Origin of the sequence: Vagococcus luciliae, assembly GCF_024637875.1 — a bacterium.
Classification (GTDB): domain Bacteria; phylum Bacillota; class Bacilli; order Lactobacillales; family Vagococcaceae; genus Vagococcus; species Vagococcus luciliae.
On record NZ_CP102451.1, the window covers coordinates 1,717,811 to 1,733,610 of the forward strand.

The 15,800-nt window shown below is 34.7% G+C and carries 18 protein-coding genes; 2 read left to right on the forward strand and 16 right to left on the reverse strand.

Annotated features, from left to right (window positions below):
* Positions 1-16 precede the first annotated feature (16 nt).
* The 10 genes from G314FT_RS08280 to G314FT_RS08325 all read right to left on the reverse strand — a co-directional run bounded on the left by G314FT_RS08280 (position 17) and on the right by G314FT_RS08325 (position 8,962).
* Positions 17-790, reverse strand: a complete 774-nt coding sequence (locus tag G314FT_RS08280) for a DNA-methyltransferase (protein ID WP_257700481.1) — start codon at positions 788-790, stop codon at positions 17-19.
* Between the two features lie 9 nt (positions 791-799).
* Complete coding sequence (locus G314FT_RS08285) at positions 800-1,654, reverse strand: DNA adenine methylase (protein ID WP_257700482.1); 855 nt, start codon at positions 1,652-1,654, stop codon at positions 800-802.
* Positions 1,655-1,778: 124 nt separating this feature from the next.
* On the reverse strand, positions 1,779-3,125 hold the full coding sequence (locus G314FT_RS08290) for a DEAD/DEAH box helicase (protein ID WP_257700484.1): 1,347 nt from the start codon (positions 3,123-3,125) through the stop codon (positions 1,779-1,781).
* A 48-nt stretch (positions 3,126-3,173) separates the two neighbouring features.
* Positions 3,174-4,115, reverse strand: a complete 942-nt coding sequence (locus G314FT_RS08295; protein WP_257700486.1) for an AEC family transporter — start codon at positions 4,113-4,115, stop codon at positions 3,174-3,176.
* Entirely contained in the window at positions 4,116-5,255 is a 1,140-nt protein-coding gene (gene alr, locus G314FT_RS08300; RefSeq protein WP_257700488.1) for an alanine racemase, read from the reverse strand.
* A gap of 69 nt (positions 5,256-5,324) precedes the next feature.
* Complete coding sequence (locus tag G314FT_RS08305; protein ID WP_257700490.1) at positions 5,325-6,179, reverse strand: DegV family protein; 855 nt, start codon at positions 6,177-6,179, stop codon at positions 5,325-5,327.
* Between the two features lie 91 nt (positions 6,180-6,270).
* Positions 6,271-7,317 (reverse strand): LCP family protein, encoded by a 1,047-nt coding sequence (locus G314FT_RS08310; protein ID WP_257700492.1) that lies wholly within the window; start codon positions 7,315-7,317, stop codon positions 6,271-6,273.
* A 65-nt stretch (positions 7,318-7,382) separates the two neighbouring features.
* Entirely contained in the window at positions 7,383-7,667 is a 285-nt protein-coding gene (locus G314FT_RS08315) for a hypothetical protein (protein ID WP_257700494.1), read from the reverse strand.
* A gap of 81 nt (positions 7,668-7,748) precedes the next feature.
* A complete protein-coding gene (gene efp / locus G314FT_RS08320; RefSeq protein ID WP_257700495.1) occupies positions 7,749-8,309 on the reverse strand; it encodes an elongation factor P in 561 nt (186 codons plus the stop codon).
* 332 nt (positions 8,310-8,641) lie between these two features.
* The gene (locus G314FT_RS08325) at positions 8,642-8,962 is read right to left on the reverse strand and encodes a GNAT family N-acetyltransferase (RefSeq protein WP_257700496.1); all 321 of its coding nucleotides are present in this window, start codon (positions 8,960-8,962) and stop codon (positions 8,642-8,644) included.
* A 167-nt stretch (positions 8,963-9,129) separates the two neighbouring features.
* On the opposite strand from G314FT_RS08325, the gene G314FT_RS08330 reads away from it, so the two are divergent.
* Positions 9,130-9,441: a heavy metal-binding domain-containing protein gene (locus G314FT_RS08330; protein ID WP_257700498.1), complete on the forward strand. Its 312-nt coding sequence runs from the start codon at positions 9,130-9,132 to the stop codon at positions 9,439-9,441.
* 64 nt (positions 9,442-9,505) lie between these two features.
* Here G314FT_RS08330 and glnA read toward each other — a convergent pair whose 3' ends face one another.
* The 6 genes from glnA to G314FT_RS08360 form a co-directional block, all read right to left on the reverse strand.
* On the reverse strand, positions 9,506-10,843 hold the full coding sequence (glnA, locus tag G314FT_RS08335) for a type I glutamate--ammonia ligase (RefSeq protein WP_257700500.1): 1,338 nt from the start codon (positions 10,841-10,843) through the stop codon (positions 9,506-9,508).
* A gap of 32 nt (positions 10,844-10,875) precedes the next feature.
* On the reverse strand, positions 10,876-11,208 hold the full coding sequence (locus tag G314FT_RS08340) for a MerR family transcriptional regulator (protein ID WP_257700502.1): 333 nt from the start codon (positions 11,206-11,208) through the stop codon (positions 10,876-10,878).
* 108 nt (positions 11,209-11,316) lie between these two features.
* Positions 11,317-12,567, reverse strand: coding sequence for a methionine gamma-lyase family protein (locus tag G314FT_RS08345; protein ID WP_257700503.1), 1,251 nt, complete (start codon positions 12,565-12,567; stop codon positions 11,317-11,319).
* Positions 12,551-13,795: a GTPase HflX gene (gene hflX / locus G314FT_RS08350; RefSeq protein ID WP_257700504.1), complete on the reverse strand. Its 1,245-nt coding sequence runs from the start codon at positions 13,793-13,795 to the stop codon at positions 12,551-12,553. Before hflX ends, G314FT_RS08345 begins: the two co-directional genes overlap by 17 nt.
* Positions 13,792-14,748: a tRNA (adenosine(37)-N6)-dimethylallyltransferase MiaA gene (miaA, locus tag G314FT_RS08355; RefSeq protein WP_257700506.1), complete on the reverse strand. Its 957-nt coding sequence runs from the start codon at positions 14,746-14,748 to the stop codon at positions 13,792-13,794. Before miaA ends, hflX begins: the two co-directional genes overlap by 4 nt.
* The gene (locus tag G314FT_RS08360) at positions 14,741-15,466 is read right to left on the reverse strand and encodes a glycerophosphodiester phosphodiesterase (RefSeq protein WP_257700508.1); all 726 of its coding nucleotides are present in this window, start codon (positions 15,464-15,466) and stop codon (positions 14,741-14,743) included. Before G314FT_RS08360 ends, miaA begins: the two co-directional genes overlap by 8 nt.
* 133 nt (positions 15,467-15,599) lie before the next feature.
* On the opposite strand from G314FT_RS08360, the gene G314FT_RS08365 reads away from it, so the two are divergent.
* On the forward strand, positions 15,600-15,767 hold the full coding sequence (locus G314FT_RS08365; protein ID WP_117972175.1) for a DUF3042 family protein: 168 nt from the start codon (positions 15,600-15,602) through the stop codon (positions 15,765-15,767).
* Positions 15,768-15,800: the final 33 nt, after the last annotated feature.

Sequence of the window (15,800 nt, forward strand, 5' to 3'; positions counted from 1 at the left end):
CTCCTATTATTGTTTCCTAGCTATTTTGTAATCTCTTTATTGCTAAATCTAAATAATCTTTTTCTTGATCAATTCCTATATATCGTCTACCTAGTTTTTTAGCTACAACACATGTTGTTCCACTTCCAACAAAAGGATCTAACACTAGGTCTTCCTCTTTTGTAGAAGATAATATAATTTGTTCCAAAAGGTATTCTGGTTTTTGAGTAGGATGTTTCCCATATTTTTTTTCTTTTAAAGGTGTCAAAGAGCCCATCCAAACATCTTTCATTTGTTTTCCACCATTTCGTTCCTTCATTAAATCATAGTTATAATAATGCCGAGCTTTTTTATCATTTTTTCTAGCCCATAATACTGTTTCTGTTGAATGTGTAAAATAGCGACACGACAAATTTGGTGGAGGATTTATTTTTTGCCATGTTATATTATTTAAAATTTTAAACCCCTCTTGCTCAAGAGCCATACCGACTGAGTATATATTATGTAAAGAGCCAGAAATCCAAATCGTTCCATTAGGCTTGAGCGTTCGTTTTGCCAATCTAATCCATGACCGATTAAATTCATGTTTAGCTTCTAAAGAATCTATTTTATCCCATTCACCTTTATTCACTGAAACGGCTTTTCCACCACTACATGATATGCCATCATTACTTAAAAAATAAGGAGGATCTGCAAAAATCATGTCTATACTTTCTTCATCTATCTTTTCTAAAAAATCGAACGTATCTGCTAATACTAATGCTGAACCACTTTCCTTATCAAAGTAATACACTTCTTCTCTCAATCGCATCCCTCAACTTTACTTAGTATAGTTTCGTATAATGACTTCATTCACCTTTCCTCTACCACTACTTTTCGAATTGATCATTCTCGTCGCTCCAACAATCTGTATATCAACACCTGGAATATCATCGTATAAATCATGTATAATTTCTACATCCGAATTCGATAACATCACTTTAACTCCCTTATTAGTTAATTCAACAAATAGGTCACGTAGACGTTCTTGATCGTACAAATCGAATCCTTCATGAGTGTATGACGTAAATGCACTAGTTAATGACACAGGTGCATAAGGAGGATCGAAATAAACAAAATCGCCTTCCTTCGTATCTGTAACAGCATCAACAAAATCGCCATTTAAAATTTCTATATCATTCTGATTTAAATATCGACTAATATTGTATAATAAATCTTCATTTACAATTTTAGGATTTTTATACCTACCATATGGCACATTAAACTGGTTTTTAGAATTTACTCTATATAAGCCATTGAAATTAACTCGTAGCATATAAAGTAATCTAGCAGCCTTCTCAGTTTTAGTCATTTTTTGAAAACGTTCATCCCTATCAACAGAACGTAAATCAAGATAGTATTCTTTGCTATTATTTTCATTATGTATTTTTAATATATCAATTAGCTCAGACACATTATCTCTAATTTCTTCATACGTATAAATTAAATCTGTATTAAAATCATTAATTGTTGCATGTGTTGGCAATACTTCAAAAAACAAAGCACCACCACCTATAAAAGGTTCATAATATCTATTATACTGCTCTGGCATATTTGTAATAAGTTCAGGCAACAGTTGTCTTTTCCCTCCGGTCCACTTAGTGAAGGGCTTCAAACTCGTTAATGTCTCAGCCATATAATCAGTCCATTCTCTTTTATTTATATCGTATTTTTTTAGTGTATCATAATATACATACTAAAAAAGGAAAGATTTTACTCTCTCCTTTTTTATTTATTTAATCATTTCATCGTTTTTTTGCTTAAAAATCTTGTTTTCTTGCTTTACGTTTGCTTCTATTTGATTGACGTTGCTCAATTTTACGTTTTTGTTTTTGATCATCAGCAATCGCATAGCGAATTTTTTTCTTGTAACCTGGTTTCACTTTTTTCTTCTGTTTTTTCACCATACCAATCATAGATGGATCTAATTGTTTTTGCGTACGTGAGCGTTGTTCACGACGATTACGATCGTAATGATCCACAATTTCACCTTTTTTGATAGCTTTTGGTTCAAATCTAATACCAAGTTTTTCTAATTCAGCCAATGCTGCTTCATCTTTTGGCTCATATAACGTGATGGCAATACCCGGAAGTCCATTACGCCCAGTACGACCCACGCGGTGAATAAAGAATTCTAAATCTTTTGGAATTTCAGCGTTAATGACATGAGAAACGCCTTCAATATCAATTCCTCTTGCAGCTAAGTCTGTCGCCACGACAAATTGATAATCTAAGTTTTGAATGCTTTTCATCACACGTTTACGTTCACGTGGCGGAATATCTCCATGAATTTTAGCCACTTTTAAGCCTTTTTCTTTTAAGAAATCAGTAATTTCATCGACTTTTTGTTTCGTATTCGCAAACACCATTGCTAAAAATGGGTGCCCTATTGTTAATAAATCATAGACGACTTGTTCCACGTCTTTACTTTTTGTCGAGATAACCCAGTTTTCAATCGTATCAGAAATAACAGACGTTGGTTTGATATGCTCCACAACAGGATTGTCCATGTATTTTTTCAAGAATGGTTTTAATTTCACTGGAATTGTCGCTGAAAAGACTAACATTTGTAAACTTCCAGGTAATGTTGCAGCAATTTTATCGACATCTTCTAAAAATCCCATATCAAGTGTCATATCAGCTTCATCGACAACAAAAGCAAATGCTGTATGTGTTTTTAGTGCACCACTTTCAATTAAATCTAAAATACGACCTGGCGTTCCAATCACAACATGAGGTTGTTGGTTTGCTAACTTGTCCATTTGGCGTTTTTTATCTGTTCCACCCACATAGTTGCTCACACGTAGCTCATCATCATAGTGGCCAGCCAATTGGTTTGCTGCTTGATAAATTTGTTCAGCTAACTCACGACTTGGTGCTGTGATAATGACTTGAACTTCTTCTTTTTTTGTGTCAATTTTATTCATCAGTGGTAATAAAAATGTGTGCGTCTTCCCTGAACCTGTTTGCGATTGTCCAACAACACTTTTTCCTTTATTAATCACTGGAATCAATGTTTCTTGAACTTCCGTTGCTTCTTTAAATCCTATCTCATCTAATGCTTGGATTAAGTTATCGTTTAATCCAAATTGGTTAAATTTTGTCATTGTATTCACCTTCCTTTACGTTCCTTTGGCATTATAGCACAGTTTCAACTAAAAAAATAATGTTAAAATGACGAATATAAAGACAATATATAAAATGATGGAATAAGTTAATGACGTTGTCGCAAATTCTGCGTCTGCTCCGTAACCTTTGGCTAAAATGGGTAACGCATTTTGAACTGGCATGGCAGATTGTAAAATAAATACTTTTAACATCAAACTAGGCACAGGAATAATAAAAGATAACCCATATACCACAAGAGGTGAAATAATATAGCGACCAAGCATCACACCCGCGACATCTTTATCCATTTTTAAATTTTTAAATCCTGTTTGATAAATGATAATTCCAATCACAAAAAGAGACAGAGAGGTTGTCATCCCACCAACATAAGTAGAAAAATCAATCATCGGTTTTGGCACAGCCATATCAGTCAACATCCATAAAATCCCAACAAAAAACCCTAAAATAGCCGGTGACAGTAATTGCTTCAATAATTTTTCAGGACTAAAATTAGCTTTTTCTAAATGGTTATCTGGATTATCTCGGCTAATCAACATAATACCAACCGTAAAGAAAAACGTAGTATTACAAATATAGTAAAGCAACGCATAAGGAATCGCTTTTTCACCAAAAATAGCCATATTAACAGGTAATCCCATAAAAATAGTATTAGCCGCCGTAAACATGGTGCGAAACGATCCTTTACGAGTATCTGGTACACGTGTAATACGAGAATACACAATACTAATCAAAAACGTCACAATAATCGAGACAAATGGTAATGCTAATCCTGTGAATAGTTCTAAAAATTCTGCTCGAGTAAATTTTTGTGTCATGTTTAAAAACATACTTAAAGGCAACGTGATATTTAACACTAATTTTGAAAATACATTGGCGATATGATTATCAAACCATCGTTTTTTAGTCAGCATATAGCCTAAAAAGATAATCGCAAATACCACTAAAATATTTAAATACGCCGTAATCATCTAATTGTTTATCCTTTCATTTAGATAATAACGTGGCAATCGATCTGTTAAGCCACAGATAATTTCATAATTAATCGTGTCAATAAATTCAGCAGCGTCATCTAATGTGTTTTCTAGCTCACCATTTTTTCCAAAAATAGTTACTGGTGTCCCAACAGCGTATCTTTTTGACAAACGAATCATGCATTGATCCATGCATACACGCCCAACAATTTCAGCATACTCTCCATCAATGATCACATGATAGCCTTGAAATTTTCGAATCAGTCCATCTGCATACCCAATTGGCAATGTCCCAATCCATTCTTCCTTTTCAGCAGTATACGTGGCACCATAACCGATTTTTTCTCCGGCTGAAACTTGTTTAACATGGATTAACTCAGTTGTAAGAGATAACGCAGGTTTTAATTCATAAGGTAATTTAAGCGTCTTACCTGAAGGATTTAATCCGTACAATGCATCACCAAAACGAATCATGTTACTATTCCACGCATCATGCCACAAAGCTGTCGCAGAGTTTGATGTATGAATGTAGGGAATCTCTAAATCAGAAAAAATGTCCATCGCACGCGTAAATCGTTGTTGTTGTAACTCAAAATAACTAGTATCTTTCGTATCAGCACAAGAAAAATGCGTAAAAATACCATCTAAGGTCATATGATTCGATAAAACAAATAATTCTTTTGCTTGAACCATCTCATCGTCATCTCTTAGTCCAATACGCCCCATCCCTGTATCAATCTTTAAGTGAACACTTAATGGGTTAGTTAATGTTGTTTGCGTTAAGTAATCTTCTGCTTCTTTTAGCCAATCTAACGATGGAGCAGTCAAAGAAATTGTTTGTGAGATAGCTAAATCAAGGTAATTTGTTGAAACATAACTAAGTACCAAAATTGGTAACGTTAATCCAGCAGATCTCAATTCTAGCGCTTCATCCAAATTTGACACACAAAAACCTGTTGCACCTGCTTTTTCACAAGCTTTTGCTACTTCAATCGCTCCGTGACCATAAGCATTGGCTTTGACGACTGCAAATAAGACTTGCTCATCATTTAATCGAGCTAATTCTTGTTTAATATTGTATTCAATGGCAGATAAATCCACCACAACTTGACTGGGTCTATGTGTACTCTCTATCATTATTCTTCACTCTTTTCCATTAAATTTATTAAAAAAGAAGGATAATGTAAATTATCCTCTACCATGTCACTAATTTTTCGGAATAACACCAATTCCAATTGATTTTTCCCCCAGATGGGTACCAATCACTGGACCAAAATCACATAAAATGACTTCTAATTGGTTATCTCTTTTTAGCATGTCTTCTTTTACGTGTTCTGCAACTTCTATGTTATTGCAATGGATCACATAAAACATACTATCATGTGGCTGACTAGGTACTTCTTGTAAGACAATATCAATCACACGAGATAATGCTTTTTTTTGAGAACGGATTTTCTCAGATAAAATAATATCACCATCTTGAAAACGTAAAATGGGTTTAATTTTTAATAATGTTCCAATAATTGCTGCCCCATTTTTTAAACGTCCACCACGAACGAGATGATTTAAATCATCCACCACGATGTATCCCTCACAAACCTCTCTCATTTTTTCTAAATGAGCGATAATTTCTTTTGGATCAGCCTCTTCATTTTCGGTCATTTCTAAAGCGACCTCAACCATTCTTCCCATTGGACCACTTGTAATATAAGAATCAAACGGGTAAATATCAATAGTTGAAAAATCTTTCGATACACCATTTAAAGTAGTAATAAATCCTGATATTCCAGTAGATAAATGAATACTTATCACCGCATCATACCCAGACTCTGCTAATGTTTCATACAGCTCATAGACTTCCCCTATGGCAGGCTGGCTTGTTTTAGGAAATTCTTTTGCTTGCTTTAATTTTTGATAAAACTCTTTATCTGTAATATCAATTCCTTCTTGATAAACCACATCATCAATGATTAATGGAACAGATAAGACAAATAAATTCTTATGATCATGGTACTGCTCTTGTAAATAAGCGGTGCTATCCGTCACTATTGCAATATTCATTGTTGTATTTCCTCAATTCTATTTACTACACTAAAGTTCATAACTTACATTATAGATTTCTTAGAGTTTAAAGTAAAGTCTGAACACTATTTTATTTACTGAAAAATTTCTGTATCGCTTCTTTATTCATCTCTTCATTGATTTCCAAAACACTTCCTGCATAATCATAATATCCATTATTCCATGAGCCTTCTACAGGGACTGTTAAGATTTCAAGTGATTTATGTGAGCTAAATAAATAGCTATTCCCAACAGATAAATAAGTAGACATTGGCACGTCCGTTTGCGTGTAGCCAACAACCGCTCCTAACATCTCTGGTAACTTCCATGCATGAAGTGGATTAGTTGCTTGTTTGGTAATGGCACTCATGACTTGTTGCTGGCGTCTTACTCGCCCAAAATCTCCTTCTTCATCTTTTCTAAATCGAGCATACTGTAACGCTTCATGTCCACTTAAGTTTGTTTGCCCTTTCTTAATCACAGTTCCTTCCACTTCTAAATCTTTTTCAGCTACTACTGGTAATCCTCCCGGAGCTAGCACATCAATAATTTTAGGAAACGAATCAAAGTTCACCACAGCATAATACTGAATTGGCACACCAAAATTATTTTCAATCGTTTGTCTCACCATCTCTGGTCCACCATACGAATACGCTGCATTGATTTTATTGTACTCAATCCCGTCTTGTGTCGGAATCGCAACAAACGTATCCCTCATAATCGATACAATTTGAGGTTGCTTCGTTTTTCGATTATAATGGGCAATCATAATCGAATCCGAACGACCTTGGTCTTCTCCACGCGAGTCACTACCTAGTAATAAAATATTGATGCTATCATCTTGACTTTTTTGACCATTAAAAGCTGTCATTTTAAACTCTTTATTATCTTTATCAGCCTTAGCTGTAAAATAGCCTTTAGCATACCCCACACCAGATAAAGCAATTAACGCAACGAGTACCATCAATACCCAAAAAAGAAACGATTTTTTCTTTTTGCCTTTCTTCTTTGGTGGTATATCTTGATTCTTAGGTGGTTTAGTTCCATTAGCTTGTTGTGTATCGATTTTTTTATCCTTTGGTGCATATTTTTTGGCTTCTTCTTGTTTTCTTTTATCTATCCGAGACATGCCAGGCATAACGCTCTCTCCTTTATCATAAATAAAAGATACCCATCATCTAACAGATAGAATATCTTTCACGTTTATTCTTCTATGCTATTTTCTTCTAAATCTTGAAAACCAAAGAAATCATTAAATTCAATTGTAATCACTTTATCTAAACCAATCGTGATTGATTCGACAAAATGAGGTTGGTTCATTAATTTCGCTGTGGCGTCTGTTAACTCAAAAATAATAGGCGAAAAATCACCAAACTGTGTCTTCAAACAAATAATTGAAACGTATTGGTCATTTGTCATTAAGGTAAAATAATCCGCATACTTATTATCAAATACAATTTTCCAATCGTGCATTGTGCGCCATTTCATACTGAGTTACCTCCACTTTTCATCTATTATAGCACAAAAAAAATCAACAGTCTGTCTTGTCACAGTCTGTTGATTTATAAATTATTTCGCACGTTTCATGTAGTTTCCTTCAGACGTGTTAATTTCTAATTTATCGCCTACTTCAATAAAATCTGGAACACTTACTACTAAGCCTGTTTCCATTGTCGCTGGTTTACCAGAACCTGAAACAGTTGCCCCTTTAATTGAAGGTTGAGTTTCTGCTACTGTTAACACAACAGATGATGGTAAAGATACCCCAACAACTTCTGTATCATAGAATTGGATTGACACTTCCATGTTATCTAACAAGTAGTTTAATTCATGCTCAATCACTGATACGGGAATTTCATATTGTTCATATGTTTCTAAATCCATAAACACTGCCATATCATCTTGGATGTATAAATATTGTACAGCTTTTGTATCAATATGTGCTTTTTTTACTTTTTCATCAGGACGCATCGTTGTTTCGACGGTTGAACCTGAACGTAAATCTTTTAATTTCATACGCATAACCGTATTACCTTTACCAGGTTTGTGATGACTTGCTTCTAAAACTTTGATTAATTTACCATCTTTTTCAAATGTGTTTCCTGCTCTTAAATCAACTGCTGATATCATTTTTCAATCTCCCTTAATAGTTACTAACCGTATCATAGCATAAAATGAGCTATAATAAAATATTCTTGTGGTAAAAACGACTAAAAAACACGTCCTAGACACGTTTATATACATAAAATAAACCAAACTTAGATTATTTATTAATCAAATGCACGATTGTAAAACAGTGTGCCTTCTATCATCTCTGGTTTTAATTTTTTCATCAGCAAGTACTCACTTGGCACATCAAGTGGACTACTCACATCAAAATTCTTCGATGGCACATAACCAAATCGACTATAAAAAGATGGGTCACCTAAAATCGTAATAAAGGCATGTTCCGTTTCTTTTGCTCATTTTTCTAACTCTAATAACACGTGACTGCCAATTCCTTGATTTTGATAATCTGGTACCACTGAAAGAGGTGCTAACACCAAACCTTTTAAGGCATTTATATCATTTTTTACCACAGCCTCACTTAACACACCATGTCCCACGATACCATTATCTATAAGAGCCACGATTTCCAACTCTTGATTGTAAGTTGGCAGTTCTCTAATTGTTTCGACTAATGTTGCTTCACCATTATGACCATGATCACTTTGCTCAAAAGCTTTAATAATCACTTCTTCAACGAGCTTATAATCTTCAGTTTGGATCTCTCTTAGCTTCATTGTTTTAACTCCTTATTTTAAAAATAAATCTTTTTTGAAATGATACCATTCATTTTATTTGCTGACGAATTTAACCACAAAGATACAACCTTAGTTGGATATCCTCACATAAATTTAGGTATAAAATAGACAATGTAAAAACAATATAAACAAAGGAGATTAATTATATGCTAATTACAACAACAGAAAATATACCTGGAAAAACATACGAAATTATTGGTGAAGTATTTGGTTTAACAACTAATTCAAAAAACGTTGTCCGCAATATAGGTGCTGGTCTTAAAAATATCGTGGGCGGAGAAATTAAAGCTTATACTGAAATGCAAGAAGAATCCCGAGAATTAGCAATTCAACGATTGAAAGAAAATGCTAAAAAAATGGGAGCTGATGCAATTGTGATGATGCGTTTTGATTCAGGTTCTATTGGAGCTGATATGCAGTCAGTCGCAGCATATGGTACAGCCGTAAAATTTGTTTAAGCATTTTTTCATCAACATATAAGCAAAAAACTTGCAGCCTTTTTGGCTACAAGTTTTTCTTTTTTTAATACATTTCTAAATATTGCTCGCGTTCCCATTCAGAAACAGATTGACGGTAAGCATCCCACTCCATACGTTTTGCTTCAATGAAGTTGTTGAAGATATGATTACCTAATGCTTCTTTAACCATTTCATCGTCTTTCATTGCTTTAATAGCATTATGTAAAGTAGATGGTAGGTCAGTGATATGTGCGGCTTCGCGTTCTTCTTCCGTCATCACATAAATATTGCGGTCCACGGCTTTAGGTGGATTAAGTTTACGTTTAATCCCATCTAAACCAGCTTGTAATAATACTGCCATTGCTAAATATGGATTAGCCGTTGGATCAACTGAACGTAATTCTAAACGTGTTGATAATCCACGAGAACTTGGGACACGTACTAACGGTGAACGGTTTTTACCACTCCAAGCCACATAAACAGGTGCTTCATAGCCAGGTACGAGACGTTTGTATGAGTTAACAATTGGGTTACATACAGCTGTATACCCTCTAGCGTGTTCCAACAAACCACCTAAGAAATGATAAGCAGTTTCACTTAATTGATCGTCACCATTTTCGTCAAAGAATGCATTTCCTTGCTCGTTAAATAAAGACATGTTGATATGCATGCCACTACCAGCAATACCATGCAATGGTTTTGGCATAAATGTGGCGTGTAGGCCATGTTTTCTAGCAATGGTACGAACAACTAATTCAAATGTTTGGATATTGTCACATGCTTCAACTGCATCAGCGTATTTAAAATCAATTTCATGTTGTCCTGGACCACACTCATGGTGAGACGCTTCAACTTCAAATCCTAAACTTTCTAATTCTAATACAATATCACGACGACAATTTTCACCTAAGTCAACTGGCGCATAGTCAAAGTAACCACCTTGGTCATTTAATTTTTTCGTTGGGTTACCATTTTCATCTAATTTAAATAAGAAAAATTCAGGTTCAGGTCCAATATTAAATCCAGTAAAACCTAATTCTTTCATTTCATTCATAATACGTTTTAAGTTACTACGAGGGTCTCCAGCAAAAGGCTTACCGTCTGTTCCATATACATCACAAATCACACGAGCTACTTTTCCTTTTTCACTTTCCCACGGAAAAACCATCCATGTGGCAAGATCAGGATATAAATACATGTCACTTTCTTCGATACGCACAAATCCTTCTATTGAAGAACCGTCAAACATCATTTTGTTGTCTAAAACTTTATCTAATTGGCTAATTGGAACTTCTACGTTTTTAATTCTACCTAAAATATCAGTAAACATTAGTCTTAAGAATCGAACATTTTCTTTTTCTACAACTGCTTTGATTTCTTCTTTTGTTGAATAATTTGCCATTGATTTCCACCCTTTTATTAAAGTTTTAACACCTAGTATCTGTTAAAGCGACTTTCTTTCATTAAATCATTGTATAAAGCAATGCGAATCTTTTCTTCTGATAATTTTTCCTGTTTTCTTTTTTCCTTATCAAAAGATGCTTTAATGTCTTTAATGGTATACCCATCGTCTAACATGTCTTTTATGTCCAGTAGAAGATCAATATCATTAAGAGAAAATAATCGATTATTTCCTTCATTTCTTTCAGGATGAATTAGCTGTTGTTCTTCATAGTAACGAATTTGTCTTGCAGTCAGTTCTGTTAGTAACATCACCGATCCGATTGGAAACACAGCTTTACTACGTTTTAATTCTCTTTTATTCATTTTTCTTCTCCCTTCATAAAAGGTTAAAGACAGGATAACAATAAAAAAAAAGAAAGTCAATTAATCGTGTAAGATTATCTCACACGATTAATTAACTTTTTAAAAACTTTAAAAATAGATACTATTAACTGCTTCACAGACTGCAATTTTAACATGTTCATAAGTTAATCCACCTTGAACATACAATTGGTATGGTTCCCTTATTGGCCCATCAGCTGTTAATTCCAAGCTACCACCTTGTACAAATGTTCCAGCAGCCATAATCACATCATCCTCGTATCCCGGCATATATGAAGGAATTGGCAAGACATGTGCGTCAATTGGTGAAAATTTTTGAACTGACTGACAAAAGGCAATCATTTTTTCTTTGTCATTTAATTCAATCATTTGAATTAAATCCGTGCGTTTATCGTTCCATTTTGGTGTTGACTCTACATCAAAACTTTCTAATAATCGTGCGGTAAAAATCGCCCCTTGAATGGCTTGACTCACGGCATGTGGTGCCAAGAAAAATCCTTGTAGCATCTCATGTGTACTATAAATCATCGCGCCACCTTCACCACCAACACCAGGAGTGGTTAAACGATACGATACTTTATCAACTAATTCTTCTCTTCCGACAATGTAACCACCCGTTTTAGCAATACCACCACCAGGATTTTTAATTAAAGAGCCCGCCATAATATCTGCCCCAACATCAGTTGGCTCGATTTCTTCAGCAAATTCGCCGTAACAATTATCAACAAATACCACTAAATTTTCATTGATTGCTTTAACAAATCGAATCATCTCACCAATTTGTTCGACAGTAAATGATGGACGAGAATCATATCCTCTTGAGCGTTGAATGGCGATAACTTTTGTTTTATCTGAAATGGCTTCTTTTATTTTTTCAAAGTCAACCAAGCCATTTTCTTTTAATGCTACTTCTTTATAATCAATGTTGTATTCTTTTAACGATCCTATACCATCTCCAGCGACCCCTATCACTTCAAGCAACGTGTCATAAGGTGTCCCTGTGATGTAAATCAATTCATCATTTGGACGAAGTAAACCAAATAGAGTCGTTGAAATAGCATGCGTTCCTGAGACAATATGTGGTCTAACTAATGCTTTTTCTGCATGAAATACTGACGCGTAAACTGCTTCTAATGCATCTCTTCCAATGTCATCATAGCCATACCCAGTTGATGGGGCAAAATGACTTTCCGATACATGATGTTCTCTAAACGCTTCTAATACTTTTGCTTGATTAGATAATGCCACATCTTGCATCTTTTGACGTTCTTCTGCAATATCTTTGTCCACTTGTTTAATTTTTTCTATTAATTCTGGATGAAACTTACCATTCCAACTCATCTTCACTAACCCCTTTTTTCCATCGATCAACATTTTTGGCATACCCTATTAATTCATATTCATTCAATGACTCGTCATATTCATAACTTTCCAATAACGTCGCATCTTTTAATTGATTAAAATCTTTCATTTCTGCCGGCGAGTAAAACAAATGATATTTGGTTAAATTTTCTTTTAAAAACGTCATAATATCCTGTGTTAATTTCTCTTTATCCTCTATTCGTTTAGCTGACACTAAACAATTTGGAAAAAGTGTTGGCACAAATTCTGTTTCTAATAAATCTGCTTTATTGTATACAGTCAACACTGGAATATGATCCATTTCCAACTCATGCAATAATTTTAGCACGGTTTTTTCTTGTTGGTCACGATTAGTTGACGTCACATCGACTACATGAAGTAAAAAGTCCATGGCTTTACTTTCTTCAAGAGTTGATTGAAAAGCTTCAATTAACTGTGTCGGTAAATCTTGAATAAACCCAACTGTATCAGTCAATGTCACCTGTGTTCCTGTTGGTAATTCCCATTTTTTCGTCAACGGATCCAGTGTCGCAAATAATTGATCTTCTGAATACGTATTTGCTTTCGTCAACAAATTCATAATAGTAGATTTTCCGGCATTGGTGTAGCCAATCAAGCCCACTTGCATCGTGTCAGATTCTTGACGTTTTTTACGACTTCTTTCGCGATGTTTTTCAATTTCTTTTAACTCTTGTTTAATCTGTGTCATCTTAAATCTGATATGACGGCGATCTGTTTCAAGTTTTGTCTCCCCTGGTCCACGTGTCCCAATACCCCCACCAAGACGTGACATACTTGCTCCTTGTCCACTTAATCTTGGTAAAAGATATGACAACTGAGCCAGTTCAACTTGCAACTGACCTTCTTTTGATTTTGCTCTTAAGGCAAAAATATCTAAAATTAATTGCACACGGTCAATGACTTTTACTCTCACGGCTTCTTCAATAACAGCTGTCTGTCTAGCAGTTAACTCATGATTAAAAATCACCGTATCCGCATCTTTTGAAGCCACAAGTGCTTCAAGTTCGACTAATTTTCCTTTTCCAATAATCGTCCGGCGATCAATCGTTGGTCTTTTTTGTGTCATTGTCCCAACGACTTCACCTTGTGCCGTCTGTGTTAGATTTTCTAACTCCTTCATTGATTCGTCAAAATAATAAAAATTTTCTTGGGTTTCAACCCCCACGGTTACAACGCGTTCTATCATGCCATTCCTTCTTTCTTATCCAACCACTTAGAAACACCCTCTTCTAGTTTACTCATATTGGTCTCGTCTAAAACAATATCCCACCACTCAACAGGCATTCGATTTCTAAACCAAGTCAATTGGCGTTTAGCATACTGTCTTGAATGTTGTTTCACTTCTTCCACTGATTTTTCCAATGAGCACTTCCCCTCAAAATAAGGGAAAAACTCTTTGTAGCCAATACCTTGGCTTGCTTGTGGGCAATCTAACTCATAAACCATCTTGGCTTCATCTAACAAGCCTTCATTCATCATGATGTCAACTCGCTGATTGATTCTATTATACAAAACTTCTCGATCAGTGGTTAACCCAATCAGTTTCACATCAAACGAACTTTTTGACAGATCCATTAAATCAATCTGTTGTTGCTCACTGATACTTTTTCCCGTTAAATCAAATACTTCCAACGCGCGTATCACACGTTTTCGATTATTTGGGTGAATAGTATCTGCCCCTTTTTTATCCATTTTTTCTAATTCTTGCCATAATTCTTCATTAGACAAATTTTCCGCAAACTCTTCCCATTTTTTACGACTTTTCTTTTCATCATCACTTAACTCAGATGAACCTAAATGAAAATCATAAAGAAGTGACTGAATGTATAGACCTGTGCCACCTACTATAATAGGCAATTTATTTTGTAAGGCTAATTCATTTATACACTCTGTTGCCTGACGTTTAAACTCATGAGCGGAATAGGTTTCTGTTGGTTCCTTAATGTCAATTAAATGATGTGGCACACCTTGCATCTCTTCTGTCGTTGCTTTCGCTGTCCCAATATCCAATTGCTTATATACTTGTAGAGAGTCTCCACTAATGACTTCTCCATTAAACGCCTGACTTAGTCTCACACCTAGTGCTGTTTTTCCCACAGCAGTTGGCCCAACTATGACAAGAACTTTTTGCTTATCCATTATCTCTTACCTCTAATGCTTTTTTAGGAAAATCTGTGAACATCCCAGCTAATTGATGTTTAATACAAAATTGCATATCGGATTCTTTATTCACAGTCCACGGTCTAATTATTTCAATATCTGTTGTTTGATCAATATGACGTCTCAACCAACGAATATCTGGATGAAAACTATTTATCTCTCGTTGTTTATCTAACCATGCAACATCTCTTTGATTTCCAAATGAAATAAAGGCTTTTTCATAAGTGGTATTCAATGCCTTAAGTCGTCTCACTGTATCACGATTAAAACTAGATAGCACAACCGTACAAGACAAGTCAGCTTGTTCCAAAGCTCGTAACACTTTCTGCTCAATCCCTAAATACTCAATACGATCTGTTTTTAATTCGATATTCAATAACCCACTAAACCGATTATGTTTTAATAAATTTAAAACTTCTTCTAATGTCGGGATGCTTGTATCTTTGTATTCTTCAGCAAACCAAGATCCTGCATCTAGTTCTTTGATTTCTGCTACAGTTAAATCCTTTACCCATCCTTTTGCATTAGTTGTACGATTAATTTTCTCATCATGAATGACCACTAATTGCCCGTCACGTGTTAACTGGACATCTAGTTCAATCCCATCTGCCTCTATATCAATGGCTTCTTGAAACGCCGGTAAGGTATTTTCCGGATGCGTTCCTTTACTTCCTCTATGTGCAATTACTTTTATCATCTTATCACTTCCATTCACTTCCAATTTTACCATTTTAAAATGAAATTAATAGACGTTGTATGCCTTATCACTAGATTTTTATTATAAAATGCGTATAATAAAGGTATAAATTCAGATAAGGACGTGAGGTACTATGAAGAAATTTTCAAAAGGATTTTTAGTAGGAACTGCAACCACTTTAGCCGCTTTAACAGGTGTGGCTTTAGGCGTTAAAAAAGTTCTAATTGAACCAATCGAAGAAAAAGAAGAATTAATTGAAGATAACCGTAAAAAAGCAATGAGAAAAAGTAGAGCAAGATAAGTCAATGAAACCAAATGATAACGACTGTTATTG